This is a genomic window from Mesorhizobium sp. C089B (genome assembly GCF_030323125.1).
GTDB lineage: Bacteria > Pseudomonadota > Alphaproteobacteria > Rhizobiales > Rhizobiaceae > Mesorhizobium.
In genome coordinates this window covers 780,870-803,898 of sequence record NZ_CP100469.1, presented here as the reverse complement: position 1 = coordinate 803,898, position 23,029 = coordinate 780,870, and the positions used below count along the sequence as shown (strand labels likewise).

The 23,029-nt window shown below is 63.3% G+C and carries 21 protein-coding genes; 10 read left to right on the top strand and 11 right to left on the bottom strand.

From position 1 onward, the window contains the following. Positions 1 to 118: 118 nt before the first annotated feature. The gene (locus tag NLY44_RS03985) at positions 119 to 1,201 is read left to right on the top strand and encodes a LacI family DNA-binding transcriptional regulator (protein WP_023682412.1); all 1,083 of its coding nucleotides are present in this window, start codon (positions 119 to 121) and stop codon (positions 1,199 to 1,201) included. A 15-nt stretch (positions 1,202 to 1,216) separates the two neighbouring features. On the opposite strand, the gene NLY44_RS03980 is transcribed toward NLY44_RS03985, so the two are convergent. Beyond that, positions 1,217 to 2,431 (bottom strand): OpgC family protein, encoded by a 1,215-nt coding sequence (locus NLY44_RS03980; protein WP_023805090.1) that lies wholly within the window; start codon positions 2,429 to 2,431, stop codon positions 1,217 to 1,219. A gap of 217 nt (positions 2,432 to 2,648) precedes the next feature. Here NLY44_RS03980 and NLY44_RS03975 point away from each other — a divergent pair, with 217 nt between their 5' ends. Then, on the top strand, positions 2,649 to 3,320 hold the full coding sequence (locus NLY44_RS03975) for an alpha/beta hydrolase (RefSeq protein ID WP_245263757.1): 672 nt from the start codon (positions 2,649 to 2,651) through the stop codon (positions 3,318 to 3,320). A gap of 57 nt (positions 3,321 to 3,377) precedes the next feature. Here the strand turns inward: NLY44_RS03975 and sthA are convergent, their stop codons facing one another. Beyond that, on the bottom strand, positions 3,378 to 4,766 hold the full coding sequence (gene sthA, locus NLY44_RS03970) for a Si-specific NAD(P)(+) transhydrogenase (RefSeq protein ID WP_023682415.1): 1,389 nt from the start codon (positions 4,764 to 4,766) through the stop codon (positions 3,378 to 3,380). 190 nt (positions 4,767 to 4,956) lie between these two features. On the opposite strand from sthA, the gene NLY44_RS03965 reads away from it, so the two are divergent. From NLY44_RS03965 to NLY44_RS03955, 3 genes are all read left to right on the top strand, one after another. Beyond that, on the top strand, positions 4,957 to 5,427 hold the full coding sequence (locus NLY44_RS03965; RefSeq protein WP_023805088.1) for an RDD family protein: 471 nt from the start codon (positions 4,957 to 4,959) through the stop codon (positions 5,425 to 5,427). A 139-nt stretch (positions 5,428 to 5,566) separates the two neighbouring features. Then, complete coding sequence (locus NLY44_RS03960) at positions 5,567 to 6,331, top strand: arginyltransferase (RefSeq protein WP_023682417.1); 765 nt, start codon at positions 5,567 to 5,569, stop codon at positions 6,329 to 6,331. A gap of 121 nt (positions 6,332 to 6,452) precedes the next feature. Beyond that, a complete protein-coding gene (locus tag NLY44_RS03955; RefSeq protein ID WP_023805087.1) occupies positions 6,453 to 7,349 on the top strand; it encodes a DMT family transporter in 897 nt (298 codons plus the stop codon). On the opposite strand, the gene NLY44_RS03950 is transcribed toward NLY44_RS03955, so the two are convergent. Together NLY44_RS03950 and parC are read right to left on the bottom strand one after the other, a co-directional pair. After that, positions 7,337 to 8,551, bottom strand: coding sequence for an AI-2E family transporter (locus tag NLY44_RS03950; protein WP_023727506.1), 1,215 nt, complete (start codon positions 8,549 to 8,551; stop codon positions 7,337 to 7,339). The two genes, NLY44_RS03955 and NLY44_RS03950, sit on opposite strands and share 13 nt — an antisense overlap. A 278-nt stretch (positions 8,552 to 8,829) precedes the next feature. Beyond that, complete coding sequence (gene parC, locus NLY44_RS03945; RefSeq protein WP_023694915.1) at positions 8,830 to 11,082, bottom strand: DNA topoisomerase IV subunit A; 2,253 nt, start codon at positions 11,080 to 11,082, stop codon at positions 8,830 to 8,832. A gap of 405 nt (positions 11,083 to 11,487) precedes the next feature. On the opposite strand from parC, the gene NLY44_RS33170 reads away from it, so the two are divergent. Further along, on the top strand, positions 11,488 to 11,892 hold the full coding sequence (locus NLY44_RS33170) for a hypothetical protein (protein WP_286456706.1): 405 nt from the start codon (positions 11,488 to 11,490) through the stop codon (positions 11,890 to 11,892). Then, positions 11,889 to 12,677 (top strand): aq_1923 C-terminal domain, encoded by a 789-nt coding sequence (locus NLY44_RS03935; protein WP_286456704.1) that lies wholly within the window; start codon positions 11,889 to 11,891, stop codon positions 12,675 to 12,677. Before NLY44_RS33170 ends, NLY44_RS03935 begins: the two co-directional genes overlap by 4 nt. A gap of 230 nt (positions 12,678 to 12,907) precedes the next feature. Here NLY44_RS03935 and aspS read toward each other — a convergent pair whose 3' ends face one another. Together aspS and NLY44_RS03925 are read right to left on the bottom strand one after the other, a co-directional pair. Next, positions 12,908 to 14,695, bottom strand: a complete 1,788-nt coding sequence (gene aspS, locus NLY44_RS03930) for an aspartate--tRNA ligase (RefSeq protein ID WP_023805086.1) — start codon at positions 14,693 to 14,695, stop codon at positions 12,908 to 12,910. A gap of 130 nt (positions 14,696 to 14,825) precedes the next feature. Beyond that, entirely contained in the window at positions 14,826 to 15,584 is a 759-nt protein-coding gene (locus NLY44_RS03925) for a DeoR/GlpR family DNA-binding transcription regulator (RefSeq protein ID WP_023743629.1), read from the bottom strand. 107 nt (positions 15,585 to 15,691) lie between these two features. Here NLY44_RS03925 and NLY44_RS03920 point away from each other — a divergent pair, with 107 nt between their 5' ends. The 3 genes from NLY44_RS03920 to rnd all read left to right on the top strand — a co-directional run bounded on the left by NLY44_RS03920 (position 15,692) and on the right by rnd (position 19,572). Further along, positions 15,692 to 16,897, top strand: coding sequence for an MFS transporter (locus tag NLY44_RS03920; protein WP_023743630.1), 1,206 nt, complete (start codon positions 15,692 to 15,694; stop codon positions 16,895 to 16,897). Positions 16,898 to 17,100: 203 nt separating this feature from the next. Next, positions 17,101 to 18,345, top strand: a complete 1,245-nt coding sequence (locus tag NLY44_RS03915; RefSeq protein WP_023805085.1) for an MFS transporter — start codon at positions 17,101 to 17,103, stop codon at positions 18,343 to 18,345. Between the two features lie 75 nt (positions 18,346 to 18,420). Next, positions 18,421 to 19,572: a ribonuclease D gene (rnd, locus tag NLY44_RS03910; protein ID WP_023682426.1), complete on the top strand. Its 1,152-nt coding sequence runs from the start codon at positions 18,421 to 18,423 to the stop codon at positions 19,570 to 19,572. Positions 19,573 to 19,634: 62 nt separating this feature from the next. Here rnd and NLY44_RS03905 read toward each other — a convergent pair whose 3' ends face one another. From NLY44_RS03905 to NLY44_RS03885, 5 genes are all read right to left on the bottom strand, one after another. Beyond that, positions 19,635 to 20,054 (bottom strand): MAPEG family protein, encoded by a 420-nt coding sequence (locus NLY44_RS03905; RefSeq protein ID WP_023673032.1) that lies wholly within the window; start codon positions 20,052 to 20,054, stop codon positions 19,635 to 19,637. 22 nt (positions 20,055 to 20,076) lie between these two features. Further along, a complete protein-coding gene (locus NLY44_RS03900) occupies positions 20,077 to 20,646 on the bottom strand; it encodes a hypothetical protein (RefSeq protein ID WP_023673033.1) in 570 nt (189 codons plus the stop codon). 19 nt (positions 20,647 to 20,665) lie between these two features. Then, positions 20,666 to 22,168, bottom strand: a complete 1,503-nt coding sequence (guaB, locus tag NLY44_RS03895) for an IMP dehydrogenase (RefSeq protein ID WP_023715381.1) — start codon at positions 22,166 to 22,168, stop codon at positions 20,666 to 20,668. Between the two features lie 140 nt (positions 22,169 to 22,308). Beyond that, positions 22,309 to 22,764, bottom strand: coding sequence for a PIN domain-containing protein (locus NLY44_RS03890; protein WP_023673035.1), 456 nt, complete (start codon positions 22,762 to 22,764; stop codon positions 22,309 to 22,311). After that, positions 22,761 to 23,006: a type II toxin-antitoxin system Phd/YefM family antitoxin gene (locus NLY44_RS03885; RefSeq protein ID WP_023673036.1), complete on the bottom strand. Its 246-nt coding sequence runs from the start codon at positions 23,004 to 23,006 to the stop codon at positions 22,761 to 22,763. The genes NLY44_RS03890 and NLY44_RS03885 overlap by 4 nt, the downstream gene beginning before the upstream one ends. Between the last annotated feature and the right edge of the window lie 23 nt (positions 23,007 to 23,029).

Here is a 23,029-nt window from a genome sequence, read left to right as displayed (position 1 = left end):
TGTACTTGATGAATTTCTTGGATCGATTCAAATATAGACCCTCTCCGCCGTCCGATCAAGGGAAAATTTGAACCGATCCAACGAAAGTGCTAAACAGGCTCCGGTTCAGGAGACGAAAATGACGGCATTGACCTCCGGCAAGACGAGACCAGTGCGGCTTGCCGACATCGCCAAGGCGGCCGGGGTCTCGCACGGTACCGCGTCCAACGTGTTCGCTCGCCCGGAGATCGTGCGCGAAGAGGTCCGCGAGCGGGTCAAGGCGGCGGCGGAAGCGATGGGCTATGCCGGCCCGGATCCCAAGGGCCGGCTGCTGCGCGCCGGCAAGGTCAACGCCATCGGCGTGGCAACGGCAGAACCATTGTCCTATTTCTTCGACGATCCCTTTGCCCGCGTCATGATGGCCAGCATTTCGCAGGCCTGCGACGCCACCGGCGCCGGAATTTCGCTGGTCTCGGCCGCCAACAGCGAGCAGCTCGCCTGGAACATCCAGAGCGCCCTAGTCGACGGCTTCATCGTGTTCTGCATCGAGGGTGGGTCGCGGCTGGTCGAACTGGCGCGCGAACGCAAACTGCCTTTCGTGGCGCTTGATCTCGATTCGGAAAATGAGGCGGTCGCTGCGATCGGCGTCGACAACGTCGCCGGCGCGGGTCTGGCGGCGCGCCATCTGGCCGAGTTCGGCCATCGCAGCTTTGCCGTACTCGCCCTGGAATCTGCCGACGCTGGCTTTGGTCCCGTCACGCAGGAGCAAGTCGAGACGACATCCCTCTACTCGGGCACACGCGACCGTCTGCGTGGCTATTTCGGCGAGCTCTCCCGCTTCGGCATCGACGTCTCGCAAGTGCCAATCTACGAAACCCTCAATGACGAGGCGAGCGTTCGGGCCGGCCTCGATCATATTTTCGCGCTGCCGCAGACGCCGACGGCAATCCTGGCCATGTCGGACAAGATCGCGCTGCATGCGCTCGACTGGCTGCGCGAGCGTAACATTGCCGTGCCGGGCGATGTGTCAATCGTCGGCTTCGACGGCGTGCCGGAAGGCGCCGACTCCGAGCCGCCACTAACCACTGTCGCCCAGCCGATCGCCGAGATGGGCCGGCTGGCCGTCAAGGCGATCCTCGAAAATGACGGCTCGCAGCACCGGCAATTGCTGCCGGTCGATCTTGTGGTGCGGGGGTCGTCCGGCCCCTCGCCTGCTAGCTAGGCGGCTGATGTGGGATCATCGGCTTAGCCTTGGCATCGCGGGCATGCCGAAGGTCTGGTGAACGGCTGGCGCTTCTTTGCGAACCGGCTTTTTGCCCAAGCCGATGCCGGACAGCCACTCAAGATAGAAGGCGAGCGCGAATTGCATGGCGATGCCGGCCGAAATCAGCAAGACGTCATAGGCAAAGCCGCCCGGATTGATCAGCTTCATCACCTGCGCCGCCATGGCGATCAGCGTGCCGGCGAGGAACACCGGCAAGGAGCGCTTGCCGAGCAGGGCAAGCGGATGGTCCGGGCTGAGACGGAACAGGTTCGAGAAAGCCGGCAGGGCGACGATCAGATAGCTCACCGCCAATATGTGCAGGAGCCGCGGCAGCGACAGGAACGTCTTGTCGAAGCCGCCGATCACCACGGGCAGGTTAAACCACGTTATCTCGCCCCAGAGCGGGCTGTGCACCCAGACCGCCGCTGCCGCGACATAGGTCGCCGCGGCGCCCACCAGCCAACGATTGACGGGAATTGTGCCGCCGCGCCTGGCATGCAGCATGCCGGCAAGGCCGATGTTGAACAGGAATTGCCAGGACAGCGGGTTGAGGAACCAGAAGCCGGGCTCGGGATAGTTCGGCGGCGCGATCTGCCAGAGGCCGGCGACGAGCCACAGCGCGCCGGAAAAGACCAGCGCCGGGAGCGGCCGGTAGCTGACGAAGAGCAGGAAGAGCGGCGCCATCAACAGCAGCGCCGCATAGACCGGCAGGATGTTGTTGTAGCCAAGCTGGTGGCCGAGCGTGACAATGCCGATCATGACCTCCGGCGTGTTCTTCATCAGCGGCTCGATGTTGATCAGCTTGAGCAGTTCCGGCCGCCGGCCGAACACCGCCGCGGCGCAGAACAACGCCATCACAACCATGGTGGTGACGATGTGGGCGCTGTAAAGCACGCCGGCCCGGCGCCACATCTTCAACATCGCCAGCAGCCGGCCGCCCGGCTGGAACTTGGTGCCATATGCGAGTGCGACCGACATGCCGGAAATCAGCACGAAGGCTTCCGCCGCGTCCGAGAATCCGAAATTCTTGTAGGTCAGCGTTTCGAAGACGGTGCCCGGCACGTGGTCGATATAGATGGTCAGGAGTGCGAGCGCGCGGAACACGTCAATGCGCGTGTCGCGATCGGGGATACGCGGAGCGCGATCGGCGATACGCGGGGCGCGATCGGGCGGGACTGGCAGGGTCATCGACAAAAGGCCTCAAAGGAGAGCAAGGATGCTCGCGTTGTTCATGCCGGGATGCGACCATCGGCGCACACCGCTTCGATTCCTCCCGCAGGGAGCATATCGGCGCAGAAACGGTCTGAAATGAGCCTGTTGCAATCACATTTGGCGGAGCGTGAAAATATTCCGTTTTGAAGCTGGCAAAGGACCAATGTCTCCGTGAAAACAACGAGATATGAGCGTGTATCGATATAGCGACGAGAACGCCTTTCTGCACCAGGATCTGGCCTTTCCCTACCGCCTCCTCAAGCCGGAGAATGCCGGCGGCGAGAGCCTGTTTTTACTGCACGGATCGGGTGTCGACGAAACGACGATGGTCCCGATTGCGAGGCAGATCGCCCCCAACGCCACGCTGGTCGCGGTGCGTGGCCGCATCCGCCAAGAAGACGGCTTCCGCTGGTTCGAGCGGATCACGCCGACCAGTTTCGAACAGGCGAGCATCCGTGCCGAAACATCGTACTTTGCCGCCTTCGCAAGCGAGGCCGCAAAGCGCCACGGGCTCGACCTCGCCCGGGCGACTTTCGTCGGCTATTCCAACGGCGCCAATCTGGTTTCCAGCCTGATGCTGCTCAACTCTGACCTAGTCCGAAAAGCAGTGCTGCTGAGAGCGATGCCCGTGCTTGACGATGCGCCGGCAACCGATCTGACCGGAACGCGCGTCCTGATTGTCGCCGGTGCCGCCGACGAGACCTACGGGCCGTTTGCGCCGCCACTGGTGACGCTGCTCAACAAACATGGCGCCGAGGTCGATGCGCGCATCGTGCCTTCAGGTCACGAAATCGGCGACCCGGATGCCGCCATCGTCCGGCAGTGGCTTGCGGGACCAGCATTGGTCGCACGCCAGGCAGGCTAGGAGACCTTGGTAGACCGCATCGGCGCCCGGCGGAACGGCTGAGCAGATGCTCGTCGCCTAGCCCTGTCCCATCCGGTTCCAGGCATCGAGCCCGGCGATCTTGTAGGCTTCGGCCAGCGTCGGATAGTTGAAGGTGTTGTTGACGAAGAAATCAACCGTGCCGCCGAGGTTGATCACCGCCTGGCCGATATGGATCAGTTCGGTGGCGCCTTCGCCGACGATGTGGGCGCCGAGCAGGCGGCGCGTTTCGACCGAGAACAGCAGCTTCAGAAAGCCGGAGTTGACGCCCATGATGTGGCCGCGCGAGGTTTCGCGGAACCGCGCCAGACCGACTTCATAAGCAGCGCCGCTCTCACGCACCTGCTCCTCCGACTGACCAACGGTGGAGATTTCCGGCACGGCGTAGATGCCATAGGGGAAGGTTTCCGGCGGCGGTGGCAGTTGCACGCCGAAGGCGTGGCAGGCGGCCACCCTGCCTTGCTCCATCGATGTCGAGGCAAGGCTGGGGAAACCGATGACGTCGCCGGTGGCATAGATGTTGGGCGCACTGGTCTGGAAGGTCTGCGGATCGACCTTGATGCGGCCCCGGGAATCGGCCTCGATGCCGACCACGTCGAGGCCGAGGCTGCCGAGATTGCCGCTGCGGCCGGCGGCGTAAAGCACGATCTCGGAGCGGATGGTGCGGCCATCGGCGAGCGTCACTTCGGCATAGTCGGGTTTTGAGACGATTTCCTTGACCGTACTGCCGAGGCGAATGGTCATGCCGCGGTCGCGCATCTGGTGGATGAAGTCGTCGACGATCTCGCGGTCGACGAAATCGAGGATGGTGTTGCGCGGCTCCACCAGCGTCACCGGCACGTCGAGCGCCGAAAAGATCGTCGCATATTCAACGCCGATGACGCCGGCGCCGATCACCGTCAGCGTGCGCGGCAGATGGTCGAGTTCCAGCATCTCATCGCTGTCGAAGACGCGGATCTTGTCGAAAGGCACGTCGCGCGGCCGGTGCGGCCTGGTGCCGACCGCGATCAGGGCATTGGTGAAACCAACCTCCGAGTAGTCGCCATTGTCTGCCGTCAGGCTGACCTTGTTTGGGCCGACGAATTTCGCCATGGCGCGCACGCTTTTGACGGCGTTGCGCATAAACTGGTGCTGCAGCACCTCGACCTCGTGGTCGAGCGTCTTGTGCAGCCGCTCGACCAGGTCGGCGATGGAGATGTCCTGCTTGACCCGGTAGCCTCGGCCGTAAAAGCCCCGCTCGCGCCAGCCGGACAGGTTCAGCACCGTCTCGCGCAGCGTCTTCGACGGGATGGTGCCGGTGTGCACCGAGACGCCGCCGAGGCGCCGGCCCCTGTCGACCACCAGCACCGATTTGCCGAGCTTGGCCGATTGCACCGCGGCGCGGCGCCCGGAAGGGCCGCTGCCGATGACCAGCATGTCGTAATCCATGTAACCCCGTCCCCTCGGCGTCTTGTTGCGCCGCAGCAAGCTAACGCCATCCGTCCACCAAATTCAATCGGCTCAACCGCGTCACACTGCCGAGCCGGACCGATGGACGAACCGATCTTGATTCCGCCCGCGGTCTTCACCATTTCAGTGGCGGCGCACCCTAGCGTGGCGCCTGTTACGAGGACATGACATGAACGCGCGCGTACTTGACGGCGAAATCATCACCAGCAGGCTCGACGACGTCAGGGCCTATGACGGTGTGCGCACGCGGCGCATCCTGGCCTTCATCATCGACTATTGCATCGTGGCGCTGCTCACCATTCCGTTCGCGATCCTGGTGGCCGTGCTTGGCCTTTTGACATTCGGTCTTGGCTGGGCGCTGTATTCCATCCTCGTGCCGGCGGTCGCCATTCTCTACATCTGGAACACGCTGGGCGGTCGCAACCAGGCCACCTCAGGCATGAAGATGATGGGCATTCGGCTCGATCGTCTCGACGGCAGCCGTACCGACGGCCTCACCGCCGTTGTCCATTCGGTGCTGTTCTGGGCGAGCACGGTCATCCTGACGCCGCTCGTCCTCCTGGTGACGCTGTTTTCCGATCGCAAGCGCACACTGCACGACCTGCTGCTTGGCACGGCCGTCAGGCGCAGCGACCGTTGAACCGGCGTTCAACCGACGCCAACAGGCATTTGTGCGCAAATGTGAAGGGGTCCGTTCAACCCCGCCTTCACAATCCTGTTGAATTTTTCGCCAGCCAAGCCAAAGGTAGAGCGATTCGCAGGAGTGTTCCCAACGTTCGATGACGCACCATCCGACCCAGTCGCCGCAGTTCTTCCTGACCGCGCCATCGCCGTGCCCGTATCTCGAGGGCCAGTTCGAACGCAAGGTGTTCACGCATCTGGTCGGCGACAAGGCGCCGGAGATGAACGACCTGTTGACGCAAGGCGGTTTCCGGCGCTCGCAGAACATCGCTTACCGTCCCGCCTGCGAGACCTGCCGCGCCTGCGTCTCGGTGCGCATCCTGGCGCAGGAGTTCACCGCCAGCCGCAACATGAAGCGGGTGATCCAGCGCAATTCCGATCTGATCGGCGCCATGCACGACGCGCAGCCGTCGACCGAGCAGTATTCGCTGTTTCGCGGCTATCTCGACGCTCGCCATCGCCGCGGCGGCATGTCCGACATGACGGTGCTCGACTACGCCATGATGGTCGAGGATACCCATGTCGACACCAAGGTGATCGAATACCGGCGCCGCGGCCCCGACACATTCATCACCGGCAAGGGCCAGGGCGAGCTGATCGCCGTGGCGCTGACCGACAAGATGGCCGATGGCCTGTCGATGGTCTATTCCTACTTCAATCCCGAGTTCGAGGACCGGTCGCTCGGCACCTTCATGATCCTCGACCATATCGCCCGCGCCCGGGCCATGGGCTTGCCCCACGTCTATCTCGGCTACTGGGTCAACGGCTCGCGCAAGATGAACTACAAGATGCGCTTCATGCCGCAGGAGCATCTCGGCCCGAAGGGCTGGGAACGCTACGACCACGAAGCGGTCACGCGCTGATTTTTCTTCTTACCAAATCCTGATCTAAACATTTTCAGCCGAGACGATGCTGGTCTTTCCGCCCGTTGGCGGGGCGATTGCGCCGACCGGCATCTGCTCAAATCATTGCGAAAGCCGTTGCATGTCCTCTCACAATTCCCACACCAAAGGACTTCTGCTCACCGCGCTTGGCGGGCTGGCGCTGACCATCGACATTCCCCTGATCCGGCTCGCCCATGGCGAAGCCTGGACGATCCTTTTGCTGCGAACCGGCTGCACCTTCGTGGCAGGGCTGATCGTATGGGCCATCTGGCGCTCGTTCAGCAAGAATGCTCCGCAGCTGATACCCGGCTGGTCGGGGCTCGTGGTCGCCACACTCTACGGGCTCGGCGCAATCGCCTTCATCACTGCCGTCTACAACACCTCGACCGCCAATCTGGTTTTCATCCTGGCCTTCTCCACCATGTTCTCGGCGCTGCTCTCGTGGCTGTTCCTGAAGGAGCGACCGCAGCCGCTGACGCTTGCGGCAATGGCGCTGATGATCGTCGGCATCGCGATCATCGTCGGCGATTCCGTCGGCACGGGAAATCTGTTCGGCGATGTGATGGCGCTGTGTTCGGCCTTGGCGATTGCCTGCGCAATCACCGTTTCACGCGCCAGCGGCAGGGATATGGGATTCACCGCGCTGACCGGCGTCCTGCTGCCGTTCGGGCTGGCGGCGCTCATGGTCTCCAGGACCGGTTTCCAGGTGGAAGCGCCATGGTGGATCGTTTTCAACGGCGCCGTCATCATGCCGTTCGCCTTCTTCTGCCTAGCCAACGGGCCGAAATACATTTCAGGCCCGGAAGTGGCGATGTTCTATCTCCTGGAAACGGTTTTGGCGCCGGTCTGGATATGGATGATCTTTGCCGAGACGCCGTCGCGCAACAGCTTGATCGGCGGCGTGATCCTGATCGTCACGCTGGTTGCCCATTCCCTGTGGCAGTTGCATGAAGGGCGCAAGCGCCGGGCAGCGCTCGCCGTCGCTTACCCAGCCTGACTTTTCTTCGCCGGGCCGGCGACAATCTCGATCTGCGGCGGCCCGCCTTCGAGCTCGGCCGCCGCGTCGGGAACGGTGTCTTCGGCCAGTTCCACCTCGCGCAGCCATTCGCGCCAGATCGCGACGAGCAGCGCCATCAGCACCGGGCCGATGAACAGGCCGAGAAAGCCCATTGTCTTTACGCCGCCGATCAGGCCGAAAAAGGTCGGCAGGAAGGGCAGCTTGATCGGCCCGCCGACCAGCTTCGGGCGCAAGGTCTTGTCGACGATGAACAGTTCCACTGCGCCCCAGATGAACAGCGCCAGACCCGCCATCGGCGAGCCGCTGGCGGCGAGGTAGATCGACACAAGCGTAAACGACAGCGGCGCGCCGCCGGGGATCAGCGCCATCACGCCGGTCAATGCGCCCAGCGTCACCGGCGACGGCACCCCGGCCAGCCAGTAGGCGATGCCGAGCACCAGCCCCTCGCCGATGGCGATCACGGTCATGCCGGTAACGGTCGAGGAAATGGTCGCCGGCACGACGCGCGAAATCCGCTCCCAGCGCGTCGGCAGGATGCGTTCGCCGAGCCGGTCGATCTGGCTGGCAAAGTGTTCGCCGTCGCGGTAGGCGAAGAACAGCGCGATCATCATGAACAGCAGCGTCAGCAACAGGCCGAAGGCGCTGCCGCCGGCAGCCAGCACGCCGCGATAGATGCTGCCGATATTGGCGCCGCTGACCAGCTGGATCAGCTCGCCGATGCCGCCGGGATGGCCGAAATTGTCGATCCACTGTTCGTTCAGCCACTCGCCGACGACAGGCAGCGAGGTGATCCAGTGCGGTGTGACCGCGCCGTGCCTGTTGGTCTCGATCGCCCAGCCGACCCATTCGCGGACCTCGTTGATGGCGTAGGTGCCGGCGAGCGCTATCGGCACCACCAGGAAGGCGAGGATGAACAGGATGGCGAGCGTCGCGGCGACGGTGCGGTTACCGCCGACACCGGCAAGCAGCCGGCGGTAGAGCGGCCAGCTGGCAAAAGCAATGACGAGGGCTGCCAGCACGGGAAACAGGAACCCGTGGAAGAAATAGACGCCGGCGGCGACGATCAGCACCAACAGCCAGCGCGCCGCCGACAGCGGCGGGATGACGGCGGCTCGCAACGGCGTCGACAGGCCGAACAGGCGCTGCTGACGTTCCGGCTTCTGGATCTTCGCTTCCTTCAAACGGTCAATTCTCCCCAGCCTACACAGCGTTTATGCACTGTTATAGTGCCGCAATCGTGACGATAGTCCAAATGGTTGTTGAAGCTGCCAATCTCCCCCCTTGTGGGGGAGATGTCCGGCAGGACAGAGGGGGGCGCGAAGGATCGCCGCCTGGCACCCGACATTGAAGACCCAAGAGTTGCGACCGAGTGGCGAGCCATGACCATTTGATGCGCTGGCGGACAGCGCCCCCCTCTGGCCTGCCGGCCATCTCCCCCACTTGGGGGAGATCAGCAGCTTCAACCAAATTTCCCCGTCCGCGGGAATCCCTTCGGCACCATCCGTCCGGCCGACGCTCTCGCGCCGATCCATTCCGCCAGCTCCTCGCGCGACCTGACGAAGGTGCGGTCGGCGGAATCCTGCCAGGACAGGCCGCTCGCCAGCGTGAAGGGTTTCAGGTCGAGCAGACCGCCATCCTTGTATTTCTGCAGGCGAACGCCCTTGCCGCGGCCCATCTCGGGAATTTCGGAGAGCGCAAACACCAGCATCTTGCGGTTCTCGCCGACAATTGCGAGATGATCGCCGGAAACCGGGACGCAGGCCTTGGCCTCGTCGGGCGCCTTGACGTTCATCACCTGCTTGCCCTTTCGGGTGTTGGCGACGACCTCCTCCTCCGGCACGACGAAACCATTGGCATCGTAGGAGACGAGCAGCAGCTTGCGCTTCGGGTCGTGGACAAAGGCGGTGACGATGTCCTGGTCGTTGTCCATGTCGACGATGATGCGGATCGGTTCGCCATGGCCGCGGCCGCCCGGCAGCCGGTCGGCGCCGATGGTGTAGAATTTGCCGCCGGTGGTGAAGACCAGGATCTTGTCGGTGGTCTGGGCATGGAAGGCGAGCTTGAGGCTGTCGCCTTCCTTGAAGGTGAGCGTGGAATGGTCGGCCAAATGGCCTTTCATCGCCCGCAGCCAGCCCTTTTCCGAGACCACCACGGTGACCGGCTCGCGCTCGATCATGGCGTGGGCAATGTCGGTCAGATCATGCTCCGGCGCGTCGGCGAACTGGGTGCGGCGCTTGCCGAGTTCGGTCTCGGGGCCGAACTTGTCGCGAACCTGCGTGACTTCCCATTTGATCGTCGACCATTGCTTGGCGTCGGATGCGAGCAATGCCTCGATCTGCTTCTTCTCGGTGGTGAGACCGTCGAACTCCTTGCGGATCTCGAACTCTTCCAGCTTGCGCAAGGCCCGCAGCCGCATGTTGAGGATGGCTTCGGCCTGGGTGTCGGTGAGCGACCAACGGGCCATCATCACCTGCTTGGGCTCATCCTCCTCGCGGATGATCCTGATGACCTCGTCGATGTTGAGATAGGCGATCAGGTAGCCGGCAAGGATTTCCAGCCGCTTCTCGATCTCGCCAAGCCGATGCTTCGAGCGGCGGATCAGCACATCGCGCCGATGGTCGAGCCACTCCTTCAGCACGCCCTTCAGCGACAGGACGTTGGGCACCTTGCCGCGCGACAAAACGTTCATGTTGAGGGGAAACCGGCTTTCGAGCTCGGTCAGCTTGAACAGCGATTCCATCAGAATGCCGGGATCGACCGAACGGCTTTTCGGTACGAGCACAATGCGGACGTCCTCGGCGCTTTCATCCCTGACATCCTCAAGCAGCGGCAATTTGCGCGCGATCAAAAGCTCGGCGATCTTCTCGATCAGCCTGGCCTTCTGGATGCCGTAGGGGATTTCAGTGACGACGATGCTCCAGGTGCCCCTGCCCTGATCCTCCTGGCCCCATTTGGCGCGCACGCGAAAACCGCCGCGGCCGGTCTCATAGGCCTCCAGGATGGATGCGCGGCTGTCGACGATGATGCCGCCGGTCGGGAAATCCGGCCCCTGGACGAACTCCATCAGCTTTGTCACGGGCGCGTCCGGCTGCTCGATCAACTGCAGCGCCGCGTTGCAAAGCTCGGCGGCATTGTGCGGCGGGATGGAGGTGGCCATGCCGACCGCAATGCCGGAGGAACCGTTGGCGAGCAGATTCGGGAAGGCGCCGGGAAGCACTACGGGCTCCTCGTCCTCCTCATTGTAGGTTGGCCGGAAATCGACGGCGTCCTCGGTGATGCCGGCAAGCAAATCGCTCGCCACCTCGGTCATGCGCGCCTCGGTATAGCGCATGGCGGCGGCGTTATCGCCGTCGATATTGCCGAAATTGCCCTGCCCGTCGACGAGGGGATAGCGCATGGAGAAATCCTGCGCCAGGCGCACCAGCGCGTCGTAGATCGACTGGTCGCCATGCGGATGGAACTTGCCCATCACGTCGCCGACGATGCGGGCGCATTTGGCAAAGCCCTGGTCGGGGTTGAGCCTGAGCAGCCGCATGGCATGCATGATGCGGCGATGCACAGGCTTCAGCCCGTCGCGCACGTCAGGCAGCGCCCGGTGCATGATGGTCGAGAGCGCATAGGCGAGATAGCGCTCTTCCAGCGCCTTCTTCAGATCGACCGGTTCGATGTGGTCACCGCCGCCATTTTCAGGCGGCAAAATCCTTTTTCCCATGCGGCTGGACTAGCCGAGCGGGTGATTCGCGGCAAGGCGGGGCTGCGGAAACTCCGCACTTTGCAGCCTTTGGGCTTACGAGCGCGGCTCAAGGTCCGACAATGGATGTGACGGACTTCATGTTCCCCCTTGCCGTCCCTGTGCAACAGCAACGGTAGCAGCGCTGTTGCCAACCAACATCAATCTGTTACACGCCCTCTCTAAGGCAGGAGACGGTACGCAGGGGAGCCCGACCTTCATGACATATTCACCGCATCGGGCGAAGGCTCCCGCTCCGATTTGCCTTTCGCCGTGATTTTCGACAACTCTGCGGGAAAGCGCCTTTTTCCCGTCCAGTTCGTCACGGAATGGTGATGGCGTAGAATTGAGAAAACACTTTTTCAGGACTCTCTCAGGGAACTCGCGATGACAATCCAACGTTCGACACTCAAGAAACTTGCTTTTTCGACCTTTTTGCTGACGCTGCCGCTGAATGCCGCCTTTGCGCAAGACACGGCGGTTGCCGACCGACTGAAGGCCGCACTTGCCGTCCAGGGCGTCGATATCACCTGGACCGGCGTTACCGGCGACAATTCCAGCATGGTGCTGCAGGGCGTGTCGGTCAAACCGGCGGCCGAAAAGGAGGCGCTGCCGATCGGCGACGTCAAGCTCGAGGGCGTGACCGAAGCCAATGGCGGCTTCGATGTCGCGACCATCACGACTTCGGCCTTCGAGCACAGCAAGGACGGCGTCACGCTCAACCTCACCCCTTCGTCATCCACGACGCCAACATCCCGGCTGAGGGCGCTACAGGCCCGCTCGGCTCGATGATGATCTACAAGTCGGCCGAACTCGAAAACCTGACGGTCAAGGTTGCCGACAAGACCGCCTTCTCGGTGGATGGGCTTGCTGTCCAGATCACGCCGCCGGCCGACGGCAAGGCGATGGAGTTTTCCGCCACCACGGAAAAGTTCAACGCCGACCTGACCCTGGTCGACGATGCGAAGTCCAAGGAAGCCATCGAGGCCCTCGGCTACCAGAACATAACGGGCAATATCGAGATCGGCGGCACCTGGCAGCCGAGCGACGGCAAGATGGACCTGTCGAAATACGATATCTCGGTCGAGAATGCCGGCACGCTCGGCATGACCTTCGGCCTCGGCGGCTACACGGTCGACTTCGTCAAGTCGCTGCAGGAGATGCAGAAAAAGATGGCGGCGCAGCCCGAAGGCGCCGACAATTCGGCGCAAGGCATGGCCCTGCTCGGCCTTTTGCAGCAGCTTTCCTTCAACAGCGCGTCGATCCGCTTCGACGACGATTCGCTGACCGGCAAGGTGCTTGAATATGTCGGCAAGCAGCAGGGCATGTCGGGCAAGGACATCGCCAACCAGGCCAAGGCGATTGTGCCGTTCGGCATGGCACAGCTCAACAATCCCGAACTGACCGCCGAAGTGACGGCCGCGGTGAGCAAGTACCTCGACGATCCGAAGAGCCTCGAGATTTCGGCCGAGCCGCCGGCAGCGGTGCCGTTCGCGCTGATCATGGCCGGTGCCATGTCCAACCCGGCCGACCTGACCAAGACGCTGGGCGTCCATGTCAAGGCCAACGAAGACTGATCGAAGTTCGCTCCCTTCTCCCCGTCACTATACGGGGAGAAGGTGCCGGCAGGCAGATGAGGGGCGGCGCCAACGCCTGCAAATTGTAGTTCGATGCTGAACCGATTGTCAGAAGGCGCCAACTGCTAAGGCCGTTCGCCAATCGCCTGCATGCGTGCTGCCCCTCATTGTCCTGCCGGACATTTCTCCCCGAATAGAGACGGGGAGAAAGGGCAGTTGCAACGCTGCTGTCAGTCCTTCTTCACTGCCGCGACACGCAGCGACAGATCACGCAACTGCTGCGGCGAGGCTTCCGAAGGCGCGTTCATCAACAAATCGTAGGCCTGCTGGTTCATCGGGAACATGGTGATCTCGCGCAGGTTCTTGGCGCCGACCAGCAGCATGACGACACGGTCGACGCCGGCCGCCATGCCGCCATGCGGCGGCGCGCCATACTGGAAGGCGCGATAGAGGCCGCCGAAACGCTCCTCGACGGTCTGGCGGTCGAGGCCGCGTATCTCGAATGCCTTGACCATGGTTTCGGGCAGATGGTTGCGGATGCCGCCCGAGGCGATCTCGAAGCCGTTGCAAACCATGTCGTACTGGAAGGCCTTGATTTCCAGCGGATCCTTGGTCGTCAGAGCTTCCATACCACCTTGCGGCATCGAGAACGGGTTGTGGGCAAAATCGATCGCTTTCGCCTCCTCGTCCCATTCATAGAAGGGGAAGTCGATAATCCAGCACAGTTCAAAACGCTCGCGGTCGACAAGGTTCAGCTCCTCGCCGGCACGCGTACGCGCGGCACCGGCGAAGGTAACGAACTTCTTCGGATCGCCGGCGACGAAGAAGGCGGCGTCGCCATCGGCAAGGCCGAGCTGCTGACGGATCGCCTCGGTGCGCTCCTCGCCGATGTTCTTGGCCAATGGACCGGCGCCTTCAAGCTTGTCGCCTTCCTTGCGCCAGAAGATGTAACCCAGTCCCGGCTGGCCCTCGCCCTGCGCCCACGAGTTCATGCGGTCGCAGAAGGCGCGGCTGCCGCCGGTCTTGGCCGGAATGCCCCACACTTCGGCCTTCGGATCGTTGGCCAGGATGTTGGCGAAGACCTTGAAGCCGGAATCGCGAAAATGGTCGGAGACGGCCTGCATCTCGATCGGGTTGCGCAGGTCCGGCTTGTCGGAGCCATATTTGCGCATCGCGACATCGTACGGGATGCGCTGGAATGTCTGCGTCACCGGCTTGCCGTTGGCGAAGGTCTCGAAGACGCCGCGCATCACCGGTTCCATGGTCGACAGCACGTCGTCCTGCTCGACGAAGCTCATTTCGAGGTCGAGCTGGTAGAATTCGCCGGGCAGACGGTCGGCGCGCGGGTCCTCGTCGCGGAAGCAGGGCGCGATCTGGAAATAGCGGTCGAAGCCGGAGACCATGATCAGCTGCTTGTACTGTTGCGGCGCCTGCGGCAGCGCGTAAAAGGTGCCGGGATGGATGCGCGACGGCACCAGGAAGTCGCGCGCACCTTCCGGCGACGAGGCCGTCAGGATCGGCGTCGAGAATTCGGTGAAGCCGACATCGGTCATACGCTTGCGCATCTCGGCGATGATTTTCGTGCGCGCCACGATGTTCCTGTGCAGCGTCTCGCGGCGCAGGTCGAGGAAACGGTACTTCAGGCGGATGTCTTCGGGATAGTCGGGCTCGCCGAACACCGGCAGCGGCAATTCCTTGGCTGCCGACAGCACCTCGATCTCGCGCGCAAAAATCTCGATCTCGCCGGTCGGCAGGTTGGCGTTGGTGGTGTCCGGCAGGCGCGCCTTGACCTCGCCGTCGACGCGGATCACCCATTCGCCACGCAGCGTCTCGGCCACCTTGAAGGCGGGCGAATCCGGATCGGCGACGATCTGGGTCAGGCCGTAATGGTCGCGCAGATCGATGAACAGCAGGCCGCCATGATCGCGCACGCGATGCACCCAGCCCGACAGGCGAACCGAAGAGCCGACATCGCTCTTTCTCAACTGGGCACAGGTGTGGCTGCGGTAACGATGCATTGTCATGTCAAAAGTCCGGGGTGCTGGGTTGTGGGCCGAGCGTCAAAGCCCGGTCCAAAATTTGCGCGAAAAGCGCATGGGAGGCCCGATTTGTCAAGGCAAGCCGGGTGATCCGGCGCAGGCCCATTGTTCAGGCGAAGTGGATTTCGGCGCCCTGACGCTCGAAGTCGGCGAGGATCGCGGCCGGCGCGGTCTTTTCGACCACGAGATGGCGGATCGCCTCTGGCCTGGCGACCCGGTAGGGTGCGGCTGTGGCCAGCTTGTCGTTGGTTACAGCGATGACGATGCCTGCGCTGTTCTTGGCCATGGCCCGCTTTACCTCGGCCTCAGCCGAATCGAAGGCCGTGACGCCGCGCGACGCATCGAGGCCGCAGGAGCCGAGAACAAACAGATCCGCGCCAAGTTGCGCGACGGCGGCAAGCGTGTCGGCGCCGACGCAGGCGCCGAGGTGGCGGTCGAACCGGCCGCCCAGCACAATCAGTTCGACCAAAGCGTGGTCTGACAGGACAGAGGCGATTTCGAGGGAATTGGTGGCGACGGTCAGTTCGAGGTCGCGCGGAATGGCCCTGGCGATCGCGGCATTGGTCGAGCCGCTGTCGATGAACAGGGTCTGTCCGCCCGAAAGCAATGCCACGGTCGCGCGGGCCAGCCGCGTCTTTTCTTCGACCGCATGGCCGGCGCGCAGGCCGACTGGTGTCGATGCGAAGGGTGCGGGCGCGACCGCACCGCCATAGACGCGGCGGCATTGCCCGGCCTTGGCGAGTTCCCTGAGGTCGCGGCGAACCGTGTCCTCCGAAACGCCGAAGCGGCTTGCCAGCTCGCCGGCCAGCACCCTTCCCTCGACGGCGAGGCGATCGCGAATGATTTGATGCCGCTCATCGGTCAGCATTGCATGATCCTGCTTTCTTTGTGCACGTTCTTGCACGATTTGCCTGTTTGTGCAAGATAAGAGAATATCAACGACAATCGCCGGCTCTCTCCCCCGAAAGCATCGTCATGACCTTTGGCCTCCGCCTCGCTCCCCAACACCGGGTCTACGCCGGCTTTGCGATCTATTCGTTCGCCATGGGCCAAATCTTCCCGCGGCTGCCCGACATCAAGCATGCCATGGGCATAGGAGACGGCACGCTCGGGCTCAGCCTGATCGGGACGCCGATCGGCACCTTGACCGCGCTGACGCTGGCGGCGCCGATCCTGGAGCGCGTCGGCTTCCGCCGCGCGCTGCTCGGGCTGGTGCCGCTCTTGTCGGTTGTCTTTGCCATTGCCGTGCATGCGCCTGGGCCGCTTGCGCTGTTCCTGATGCTGTTTCCGGTCGGCCTGATGATCGGCAGCGTCGAGATCATTCTCAACGTCGAGGCCGACAGAACCGAATTCCTGCTCAAGCGCCGGATCATGAACCGGGCGCATTCGTTCTGGAGCATTGGCTTTTTCGGCGCCGGCCTGTTCGGCGCCGCGCTTGCGCATCTCGGCATATCGCCGCAACTGCACCTGGCCATTGTCGTACCGATGGTGGCGACAGGAATAGCGCTGTTTCTCGGCGGTTACGAACCGGCGCCGAGCCGCTTCGCCGGCAATGACGAGACGGCGGCAAGGCTGGCGCGGCCGACGCTGCCTATCCTCGTCCTCGTCGCGGTGACGCTGTCGGCGATGCTGATGGAAGGCGCCAGCATCGACTGGTCGGCAATCTACATGCGCACCGTGTTCGATGCGGGCCCTTTCGTCGCCGGTTTCACGGTGGCGCTGTTTGCATTCTCGCAAGCGGCCACGCGCTTCTTTGCCGACTCCTTTGTCGACCGCCACTCGCCGAGCGGCGTGGCGCGGGTGCTGCTGGCGACGATGGCGGTCGGCGTGCTGCTCGTCTTCTTCTCGCCTGCCCCGCTTGTATCGATGCTGGGCTTTGCGCTACTTGGCATTGGCAGCAGCGCGATCTTTCCGCTGGCGATCTCGGCGGCTGCCCAACGCACGGACCGCTCCGCGGCAATCAATGTCGCGGCGCTGTCGCAGATCTCCTTCGTCGCCTTCCTGCTCGGCCCGCCATTGCTCGGCTTCGTCTCCGACCATTGGGGCATTCGCTCGGCCTTCGGTATCGGCATCCCCTTCATCATCCTCAGCCTGCTGACTGCCGGCTCGCTTGGCCGAAGGGCGTCCCGGGGCAAGCCTGCGCCGGCGAGCGAAGCTTTGGCGAGGGCCGACGGAGCTTGAACGGCCGCACTTGAAGCCACACACCTGTTGGCGGCGGGACAAGCCACTGGCATTGGCCACACCGATGGTTCAGAACTGTGGAGCCACCTGGACGAGTATGACGTTTCGTCGATCGTCACACTCATCCAACTCTTTCTCGAAGCATGATCTTTTCCGAAAACCGGTTCCCACTTTTCGGATCATGCTCTAAGCAACGGTTCCGTATGTCCTCCATCCGCCCGCTGATCCCGCTCCTCATCGCCGCCGGCATCCTGCTTGGCGGCAACGGGCTGCAGGGCACGCTGATCGCGTTGCGCGGCGCGCAGGAAGGGTTTTCGGCCTCCGACATCGGCCTGATGGGCACGTTCTATTTCGCCGGCTTCCTGCTTGGTTGCCTCGCAGTCACCCGCATCCTCAAGGCAGTCGGCCATGTCCGGACGTTTTCAGCGCTGGCCGCCATCGCCGCGGCCAGTACGCTGCTCCTGGTGCTGGTGATCGATCCGGTGATGTGGTGCGCGGTGCGCTTTGCCGGCGGTTTCTGCTTTGCCGGCCTGTTCACCGTCATGGAAGCCTGGCTGAACTCCGGCGTCGAAAACAAGGATCGTGCGCGGGTGCTCGCCATCTACCGCATGGTCGATATCGGCTCGGTAACCGGCGCGCAGTTCCTGATCCCGATCTTCGGCCCCGGCGGCTTTGCCATCTTCGCCATCATGTCGATGATGATCACGCTGTCGCTGGTTCCGGTGTCGCTCGGCGACCGCTCCAACCCGACGCCGCCGGAAGACGTCAAGCTCGATCTCGCCCGCGTCTGGCGGATTTCGCCGCTCGGCTGCTTCGGCTGCATCTGCGTCGGCGTCACCAACAGCGCGTTCCGCACGCTGTCGCCGGTCTATGCCGAGCAGATCGGCATGTCGGTGGCCGATGTCGTCACCTTCGTCAGCGTCGGCATCTTCGGCGGCGCCCTCATCCAGTATCCGCTCGGCTACCTCTCCGACCGCTGGGATCGGCGCGCGGTGCTTCTGGCCACGACATGCGGCGCCATGTTCGCCGCGCTGGCGCTGGCCTTCGTCGCCGGCGCCGATCCGACCCTCAATTTGATCATCGTCTTCATCTTCGGCAGCTTCGCCATGCCGCTCTATTCGCTGTCGGCGGCGCATTCCAACGACCGCGCCGACAAGGGCGAGTTCGTGCTGATCAATGCCGCGTTGATGCTGTTCTATTCCTTCGGCGCCATCGGTGGCCCCTTCGCGGCCTCGACGGCCATGCAATATTTCGGACCGGGCGCCCTGTTTGTCTTCAGCGCAGTCGTCTACGCCACCCTCATCGCCGTCATTCTCTACCGCATGCAGGTGCGCGGCAGCGTGCCGGCGGGCAAGCGCAGCCGCTTCACGGCGCTGCTGCGCACATCAACCGTCTTCGCGCGGCTGGCGCGCAGAAATGGCGATTCCGACGGATCGGCTGATACTTGACCGAAGGGCGGCTTGACGAAAGCGCCCATGGCTGAAATTGAAAGAGAACCTTACCCGTTACTAAAAAGCGATTTGATGCACGTCATCACCACCCAAAATGAGCTCGAGTCCGTTCTCGCCGCTTTTGAAAAGTCGGATTTCGTCACCGTCGACACCGAATTCATCCGCGAAACGACATTCTGGCCGATTCTGTGCCTGATCCAGATGGCGGCGCCCGGCGTCACCGCGCTGATCGACCCGCTGGCGCCCGACATCAACCTCGCCCCGTTCTTCCGGCTGATGGCCAATGAGGCGGTGGTCAAGGTTTTCCATGCCGCGCGCCAGGACATTGAAATCATCGTCCATCTCGGCGATCTGGTGCCCCATCCGGTGTTCGACACCCAGGTCGCGGCCATGGTCTGCGGCTTCGGCGACAGCGTCTCCTACGATCAGCTGGTGCAGCGCATCACCGGCGCACGGCTCGACAAATCCTCGCGTTTCACCGACTGGCGCCACCGGCCGCTGTCGGACAAGCAACTCGACTATGCCTTGGCCGACGTCACCCATCTGATCGACGTCTACAAGCATCTCAGCGCCGAACTGGAGCGGGAAAACCGCGCCCATTGGCTAAACGAGGAAATGGAGGTGCTGACTTCGCGCGAGACCTACGATCCGCACCCCGAAGACGCTTGGAAGCGGCTGAAGATGCGGCTGCGCAAGCCGCAGGAGCTGGCGATCGTGCAGACGGTGGCGGCATGGCGCGAACGCGAGGCGCGCGAGCGTGACGTGCCGCGCGGCCGGGTGCTCAAGGACGACGCCATATACGAGGTCGCCCAGCAGGCGCCGCGCGATGCGGCAGCGTTGGGCAAGCTGCGCACGACGCCGAAAGGCTGGGAGCGTTCGTCGACGGCTACCGCATTGCTTGGCGCGGTCAACACGGCGCTCGCTTTGCCCCGCGAAGAGATGCCGAAGCTGCCCAAGAGCTTTCAGCCGCCCGAGGGCTCCAATGCCGCCTCCGAGCTGCTGAAGGTTCTGTTGCGGATCGTCGCCGAGAAGGAAGGCGTCGCCTCGAAAGTGCTGGCGTCCAGCGACGACATCGACCGCATCGCCGCCGAGGGCGAGGATGCCGACGTGCCGGCCCTGCAGGGCTGGCGACGCGCCGTGTTCGGCGAAGCCGCACTGAAGCTGGTGCGCGGCGAAATCGGCATCAAGTTCGACAAGCGCAAGATCGCGGTGTTCGATTTGTAGACCCCCACCCCGCTCCGCTGCGCGGAGCGACCCTCCCACAAGGGGGAGGGTAAACAACTGCCCTACACCGCTCCGAGCAGGTGTAGCGCGAACCAGATCCATGCCAGCAAGAGAATGATCGCGCCGACGTAGAAGGCGCGGCTGCGAAACCGCAGATTGTTGCTGGTGAGGTGGACCCAGGCGTGGCCATAGCGGGAAATCACGAAAATCCACATCAAGGCCAGGGTCAGATAATTGACGCCATTGGTCGCGTGCAGCGCCAGGCACAGCACATAGAACAGCACCGGCAGTTCGAACTGGTTGATGAGATTGTTGGCAACCGTGACGCTCGACCCGGGCTCGGTCGTGCGCACCTTGTATTGACCGACCTTGGCCTCGCCCGATTTGACCGCGCCGTAGCGGCGCCGGCCCATCACGACATAGACGATATAGACGAGCAACACCTGCGCCAGCATCGGCCAGAAAATCGCGGTCTGGCTCATGGCGTTGCCCCTGCTCTGTCGTTCATGCCTGTGGACGCCGCTGGGCGGCAAGGATCAAAAACGCGATGACGATGACGGGGATCGCCAGCAGCGCGAATTTGGTGACGATCAGCGACGAGGCGAAAGACAGAGAATCCGGGTTGGCCGACAGCGCATCGGACAAGAGCCGCGCCACCGCAATGTTCTGGGCGTAGTCGGCGCATGTGTAGGGCAGCACGATTACCAGCGCGAACAGCGCCTGAAGCTGCACCGGCATGGCACGAAAACTCTTCAGCCGCCGCCCGGTTGCCAGGATCAGGCTGACCATGGTCAGCGACAGCAGCGCCGGGAAGAGAAGGTCGAAAGTCAAATAGTGCCAGACCAGGATGATCTCGCTGCCGCGCCGGCCGAGTGCCGTCAGCCAGGCCATGCCCTCGTCGGGCGTGAACCCGCCAAGGCGCACGTCGAGCGACGGCAGGCCACCGCTCAGCCGGCGGAAATAGAAGAATTCCAGCAGCGTCATGATGATGAAAACCGCCGCGGCGGCAAAGCACAGCGCGCCGGCATGGCGCGCCAGCCGCAGCACGATCGTCGCCTGGTGGCGCCAGAGCATGTACCGCTCTGGCTGCCGGTCAGGCTCCGCCAGGATAGTTCGGGCTTTCGCGGGTAATCGTGACGTCATGGGCGTGGCTTTCACGAAGTCCGGCGTTGGATATGCGCACAAAGGTGGCGCGTTCGCGAAAATCGGCAAGGTCGCGGCCACCGACATAACCCATAGCGGCTTTTAGCCCGCCCGCAAGCTGGTGCAGCACGCCAGACACAGGTCCCTTGTAGGGCACCTGCCCTTCAATGCCTTCCGGGACCAGTTTCAGCGTGTCGCGAACCTCGGCCTGGAAGTAGCGATCGGCCGAGCCGCGCGCCATGGCGCCGACAGAGCCCATGCCGCGATAGGCCTTGAAGGAGCGGCCCTGATGCAGATAGACCTCGCCCGGGCTTTCGTCGGTGCCGGCCAGCAGCGAACCGATCATGGCCGCACTGGCGCCCGCGGCAAGCGCCTTGGCCAGGTCACCCGAATATTTGATGCCGCCGTCGGCGATGACCGACACGCCTGATCTATGCGCCGTCTCGACCGCCGACATGATCGCCGAAAGCTGCGGCACGCCGACGCCGGCGACGATGCGCGTGGTGCAGATCGAGCCCGGGCCGATGCCGACCTTGACGGCATCGGCGCCGGCGTCGATCAGCGCCTGCGTGCCTTCGGCGGTGGCGACGTTGCCGGCCAGGATGCGGACGGAATTGGAAAGCTTCTTGGCCCGCGTCACCGCATCGAGCACGCGCTGCGAATGGCCATGCGCGGTGTCGATGACCAGGAGGTCGACACCGGCATCGATCAACCGCTCGGCGCGCTCGAAGCCGTCATCGCCGACGCTGGTGGCGGCCGCCGCCCGCAGGCGCCCCTGCGCATCCTTGCTGGCGTGCGGGTTGAGCTGCGACTTCTCGATGTCCTTGACGGTGATCAGGCCGACGCAATTGCCGGACTTGTCCACGACGACGAGCTTTTCGATGCGGTGCTGGTGCAGCAGCCGCTTGGCCTCGTCCTGGTCGACATTCTCCTTGACCGTGATCAGGTTCTCACGGGTCATCAATTCGTAGACTTTCTGCCCCGGATCGGAGGCGAAGCGCACGTCGCGGTTGGTCAGGATACCAACCAGGCGGCCGATCTTCTGGCCGCCGGTGCCGCCATTCTCGACAACCGGAATGCCCGAGATGGAATAGGTGCGCATCAGCGCCAGCGCGTCGGCGAGCGTGGCGTCGGGGCCGATGGTGACCGGATTGATGACCATGCCCGATTCGAACTTCTTGACCTGGCGAACCTGCTCGGCCTGTTCGGCCGGCGAGAAATTGCGGTGGATGACGCCGATGCCGCCGGCCTGCGCCATGGCGATGGCGAGCCGCGCCTCGGTGACGGTGTCCATGGCGGCCGACAGGATCGGCACGTTGAGGTCGATGTCGGTGGCGATGCGGGTGCGGACGTCGGTCTCACCGGGCATGACCTCGGAATGACCGGGCTGCAACAGCACGTCGTCAAAGGTCAGCGCCAGCGCGCCGGTGGACGTTTCGATGATTTTTGCCATGGCCAGTCCTCGGATACGAAAAGCGCTGGAGAATACAAAAAGCGCTGGACCGAAATGGACAGCGCCGACTCGTTTCTTCCCTTTCAGGATTGGCGCTGGCTGGTAACACGTCGCGGCGCCGATGAAAAGCCGGTCGTGGCCTATTCGGCGGACTTGCCCAACAGGGCATCGAGCAAGACATGGCGCGGTGACGCGAAAGGATTGACGACCGTTACGCCGCCCCAGGTGAAGCCGTCCTGCAGATCTTCCGACAGCAGCAGCCGGCAACCGGTTTGCGAGGCAACAGACAGGATGGTCGCATCCCAGATGCCGAAATGGTGATCGGTCGCAAGATCAGCCGCGACCGTCATCACCTCCGGCGTCGTGCCGACAACCGGAAACGCGTCGCGCCAGCTCAACAGGGCGTCGCGCGCTTGTGCACGTGATCGTCCGGCCTTGCGTGTGAGAACGGTGAACAATTCGCCGAGCACTTGGACTGGAATGACGGCTGCCTCTTGCGCAATGTCGTGCAGCAGGCCGAAAACGATGTCGCGCTTCTCGGCTCCGTTGATCCCCTCGGCATAAACAAGGATGTTGGTATCGAGCGCGACCTTCACCGCTCGTCCTCGTAAAGCTCGTCGCGGCTCCAGCGCCCGGCTTCTACAACAGGCTGGCGTTCGAGGCGCGACAGCAGCGCTGTGCGCGAACGAGACGCCGCAGGGTCGGGCTGCCCTGCAGGCACGATCCGCGCCACGGGGCGCCCATGGCTGGTCACGACATAGCTCTGTCCTTCGCGGACACCGCGCAGGAGGAGCGAGAATTTGCGGTTGGCGTCGGCTGCGGAAACGGCTTCTTCCATGACATTGTCCAGATAGTAGTTAT

Coding starts and splice junctions, on each gene's coding strand:
- NLY44_RS03935 (WP_286456704.1), top strand. CDS start 11,889: ATGATGATCTACAAGTCGGCCGAACTCGAAAACCTGACGGTCAAGGTT.
- NLY44_RS03980 (WP_023805090.1), bottom strand. CDS start 2,431: ATGACCCTGCCAGTCCCGCCCGATCGCGCCCCGCGTATCGCCGATCGC.
- aspS (WP_023805086.1), bottom strand. CDS start 14,695: ATGCATCGTTACCGCAGCCACACCTGTGCCCAGTTGAGAAAGAGCGAT.
- rnd (WP_023682426.1), top strand. CDS start 18,421: ATGCACGTCATCACCACCCAAAATGAGCTCGAGTCCGTTCTCGCCGCT.
- NLY44_RS03965 (WP_023805088.1), top strand. CDS start 4,957: ATGAACGCGCGCGTACTTGACGGCGAAATCATCACCAGCAGGCTCGAC.
- NLY44_RS03905 (WP_023673032.1), bottom strand. CDS start 20,054: ATGAGCCAGACCGCGATTTTCTGGCCGATGCTGGCGCAGGTGTTGCTC.
- NLY44_RS03915 (WP_023805085.1), top strand. CDS start 17,101: ATGTCCTCCATCCGCCCGCTGATCCCGCTCCTCATCGCCGCCGGCATC.
- sthA (WP_023682415.1), bottom strand. CDS start 4,766: ATGGATTACGACATGCTGGTCATCGGCAGCGGCCCTTCCGGGCGCCGC.
- NLY44_RS03920 (WP_023743630.1), top strand. CDS start 15,692: ATGACCTTTGGCCTCCGCCTCGCTCCCCAACACCGGGTCTACGCCGGC.
- NLY44_RS03925 (WP_023743629.1), bottom strand. CDS start 15,584: ATGCTGACCGATGAGCGGCATCAAATCATTCGCGATCGCCTCGCCGTC.
- NLY44_RS03955 (WP_023805087.1), top strand. CDS start 6,453: ATGTCCTCTCACAATTCCCACACCAAAGGACTTCTGCTCACCGCGCTT.
- NLY44_RS03985 (WP_023682412.1), top strand. CDS start 119: ATGACGGCATTGACCTCCGGCAAGACGAGACCAGTGCGGCTTGCCGAC.
- NLY44_RS03960 (WP_023682417.1), top strand. CDS start 5,567: ATGACGCACCATCCGACCCAGTCGCCGCAGTTCTTCCTGACCGCGCCA.
- NLY44_RS03900 (WP_023673033.1), bottom strand. CDS start 20,646: ATGCTCTGGCGCCACCAGGCGACGATCGTGCTGCGGCTGGCGCGCCAT.
- parC (WP_023694915.1), bottom strand. CDS start 11,082: ATGGGAAAAAGGATTTTGCCGCCTGAAAATGGCGGCGGTGACCACATC.
- guaB (WP_023715381.1), bottom strand. CDS start 22,168: ATGGCAAAAATCATCGAAACGTCCACCGGCGCGCTGGCGCTGACCTTT.
- NLY44_RS03885 (WP_023673036.1), bottom strand. CDS start 23,006: ATGGAAGAAGCCGTTTCCGCAGCCGACGCCAACCGCAAATTCTCGCTC.
- NLY44_RS33170 (WP_286456706.1), top strand. CDS start 11,488: ATGACAATCCAACGTTCGACACTCAAGAAACTTGCTTTTTCGACCTTT.